The organism is Bathymodiolus azoricus thioautotrophic gill symbiont (assembly GCF_001298715.1).
In the GTDB taxonomy this organism is placed as follows: Bacteria; Pseudomonadota; Gammaproteobacteria; order PS1; family Pseudothioglobaceae; genus Thiodubiliella.
In genome coordinates this window covers 1-3,156 of the sequence record NZ_CDSC02000279.1, presented here as the reverse complement: position 1 = coordinate 3,156, position 3,156 = coordinate 1, and the positions used below count along the sequence as shown (strand labels likewise).

Below are 3,156 nucleotides of genomic sequence, written 5' to 3'. Positions count from 1 at the left end.
TGTGGGGTGCCTCAGGCAATGGAGGCACAGGTGCACCCACTGACAGTGGCTATATCAAGATTTATTCAACTGGGGGTGCCTTTGCCGCTGGCTCAATCAAGTCGTAGGGTGAGTGGGGTAGCTCAGGTGCTGGAGGCACAGATGCACCCACTGACAGTGGCTATATCAAGATTTATAAGTGGGTATGCCTTTGTTGCCGTTAAAGCCGATGGCTCAATCAAGGCGTGGGGTGACTCAAGTAAGGGAGGCACCACACCAACAGCAACTGATTAAACATGGATTGACACCAGTCTTTGATTTTTTTCAACAAACAACCCAAGTTTTTACTTGGGTTGTTTGCTATATGGCAACCAAAAAGTTAAAAAATCTCTAAAATACTCAAGTTGCCAAAAAACCTAAGTCAATTCCTATTTAACTTATTTCACTAATAAATTAACCAAGACTTGACAAGCTTAAATTTAGCAGTAGAATGAAGACTTTAAATAAAAGTAGCATTCAAAATGAACCTAATATCTTTTAACGCAAGCTTTATTCGCATCCCCCTATTAAGCATAGCCCTCATTGCCTTAACCAACACAGCCATTGCAGGCGGATCCATCGGGGAACACAGCCTAATGAATGATTTCTTACGAAGCAAAGTATCAATGGGTCGTGATTTTTCAGTAAGTACTGATTCCCCAGCCTATAACAATGAGACTAACAATGCTTTGGTATTTAACCGAGGTGCTATTGGTGTGGATAACCATGATTTTGATGAAAAATTCTCACTTGCTAGAACACTCACAAGCATTCGCTATAGTACTGGCCTTCCATCGCATAGAATTAGCACTCTACTCCCAGATAATTTCCTAAACACTCAACTCCTAAATAGCTTACTAAACACATTTAAGGTCAGCTCAAAAACCAATGGCTTTGTAAAAATGGATTTACAAATAAGAGATAAAGAGAAAGAGGTTTCTCTTTCAGACATGTCGCCAACTGCAATATTCAACCGTTTTGACCTAAGTGCCAGCAATGGTGAGCATTGTGGCGAATACCGAATTATTTATCATAAAAATAATGGCGCTAGATTCTTTCTAGCCTTTGAGGCTCAATACCCTAACCCAGACTCCAGTAAAGGCAAGAGAGGGTGTTTTGCACTAGCAGATTTTTGGCAAGAAATAGGAAAAATGAACAAAGCAGATGCGTTAGTACAACTAGAAAAGTTCTTCTACAAAGGTTTGGTGCACAAGGGTGTTAAATTGCCTGCAGTAGTTGACTTTACTCACTACACTCATGGTACAGGTCAAGTGCGCTCTAACTCATCCATCCAGAAACCATGGCAACTGAGAGAATTTAAAACCGACATCAGTGCTAAGGGAAAGGTTATTTTTGTTGCTGATACCGTTAAGTCCAACCCATTGACTAGGCTCTTTGTCAATAAGGGGGACTTACCAGTTATTTGGAATATGGGTCCATATTCACCAACTGATTTCTTAGTTGATATCAATAAGAGGGGTTTAGTGTTAGATTTGTCAACTGACACCTCTGTCAAAAAGGAAAATTCAGGGTCATATTTGCCAACTGCTTTCCCTGCCAAAAAGGAGAATTTAGAGACAGATTCGTTAAAGACTTTAAGGGCTCACTTTAATCGTGATTTTGGTACTTATGTTGATAACTTGTTAGCACCTGAAAGGCGTGCAAGTAACCCTAGTCCTAGAGACATTATTAATGGCTTTAGTTTGGATAATGATGATAGCTACAATGAATTCCAATCAGATTCAAATGAAGGCGATAATACCGCTAACGGCAGAAACGAAAACTTAAGCGCAATCATCAGCAAAAAACTAACAGCGTTAAATTTGTCAAATTACAGTGTACAAATGATTAGAAACCGTGCTGAAGCAATGAGTTGTGGCGGTTGTCATCAAAACAGCAACGATGCAGAAATTGCCCCGAATGTTCACTGGCCAAAGAGTGGATCTTTTGTTCATGTTGATGAGAAAGGTGCTTTATCTCCAGCACTGACTGAGCAATTTTTACCTGCTCGAGCGGCTTTATTAAAAGATTATTTGCAAGAAACAATAGGAAAATCAGTAGAGAAATGGCGCTTTGCTGAGCCAGATTATTCTAGTGCTATGAATGATTTTGATGGACCTTATAATGCGTCAAATCTTCCTAATCAAGTTGCCTTTGCTGCCCTTAAAACCGATGGCTCAATCACAGCGTGGGGTGATTCAAGTGGTGGAGGCGCAGGCGCACCCACTGGCAGTGGCTATACCAAGATTTATTCAAATTGGACTGCCTTTGCCGCTCTTAAAGCTGATGGCTCAATCACGGCGTGGGGTGATTCAGATTCTGGAGGCACAGGTGCACCCACTGGCAGTGGCTATACCAAGATTTATTCAACTGGGTTTGCCTTTGCCGCTCTTAAAGCTGATGGCTCAATCACGGCGTGGGGTGACTCAGAATCTGGAAGCACAGGTGCACCCACTGGCAGTGGTTATACCAAGATTTATTCAACTATGAGTGCCTTTGCCGCTCTTAAAGCTGATGGCTCAATCACGGCGTGGGGTGACTCAGATTTTGGAGGTGCAGGTGCACCCACTGGCAGTGGTTATACCAAGATTTATTCAACTAGGGGAGCTTTTCCACCCTTAAAGCCGATGGCTCAATCACGGCGTGGGGTGATCCAGATTGGGGAAGCACAGGTGCACCCACTGGTAGTGGCTATACCAAGATTTATTCAACTGCGGGTGCTTTTGCTGCCGTTAAAGCCGATGGCTCAATCACGGCGTGGGGTGGCTCAGATTGGGGAGGTACGGGTGCACCTACTGGCAGTGGCTATGCCAAAATTTATTCAACTGGGGGTGCCTTTGCCACTCTTAAAGCTGACGGCTCAATCACGGCGTGGGGTGGCTCATATGCTGGAGGCACAGGTGCACCCACTGGCAGTGGCTATACCAAGATTTATTCAACTGCGTTTGCCTTTGCTGCCGTTAAAGCCGATGGCTCAATCACAGCGTGGGGTGGCTCAGATTCTGGAGGCACAGGTGCACCTACTGGCAGTGGTTATACCAAGATTTATTCAACCGTTGACGCCTTTGTTGCCGTTAAAGCCGATGGCTCAATCACAGCGTGGGGTAACCCAAATGATGGAGGCACCACACCAACAGT

At 43.8% G+C, this 3,156-nt stretch carries 2 protein-coding genes; both read left to right on the top strand.

Annotated features, from left to right (window positions below; all coding sequences use genetic code 11):
* The first annotated feature begins 108 nt into the window (after window positions 1-108).
* Window positions 109-273 carry a hypothetical protein gene (locus tag BAZSYMA_RS10215; protein WP_206599445.1) on the top strand — a complete coding sequence of 55 codons (165 nt, stop codon included), beginning with the start codon at window positions 109-111 and terminating at the stop codon, window positions 271-273.
* A gap of 227 nt (window positions 274-500) precedes the next feature.
* On the top strand, window positions 501-3,156 hold a 2,656-nt coding region (locus BAZSYMA_RS05455), incomplete at its 3' end, for an RCC1 domain-containing protein (protein WP_479385926.1).